Source organism: Methylobrevis albus, assembly GCF_015904235.1.
In the GTDB taxonomy this organism is placed as follows: Bacteria; Pseudomonadota; Alphaproteobacteria; order Rhizobiales; family Pleomorphomonadaceae; genus Methylobrevis_A; species Methylobrevis_A albus.
Genome location: NZ_JADZLT010000020.1, coordinates 1 through 262, shown reverse-complemented (window position 1 = coordinate 262; position 262 = coordinate 1). Strand labels below are relative to the sequence as shown.

Sequence of the window (262 nt, the reverse complement as noted above, 5' to 3'; positions counted from 1 at the left end):
CAGCGCGTGAGGCAGAGAATGGTGGAGGCAGACGGGATCGAACCGACGACCTCATGCTTGCAAAGCACGCGCTCTACCAACTGAGCTATGCCCCCATCCCGCCGCAACTCGCGTTGCATCGGATCGGCGCCAAGCTCTGGTACCGGCCTTGCAGCCGGTGCGCTGTGGGAATGGTGGGCATGAGTGGACTCGAACCACTGACCTCACGCTTATCAGGCGTGTGCTCTAACCACCTGAGCTACATGCCCTGGCCGCTTCACCG

The 262-nt window shown here is 62.2% G+C and carries 2 tRNA genes; both read right to left on the bottom strand.

Features of this window, described 5'->3' with window-relative positions:
* Nucleotides 1-19: 19 nt before the first annotated feature.
* Nucleotides 20-95: transfer RNA gene (locus tag I5731_RS00245), tRNA-Ala, on the bottom strand.
* A 76-nt stretch (nucleotides 96-171) separates the two neighbouring features.
* Nucleotides 172-248: transfer RNA gene (locus tag I5731_RS00240), tRNA-Ile, on the bottom strand.
* Nucleotides 249-262 lie beyond the last annotated feature (14 nt).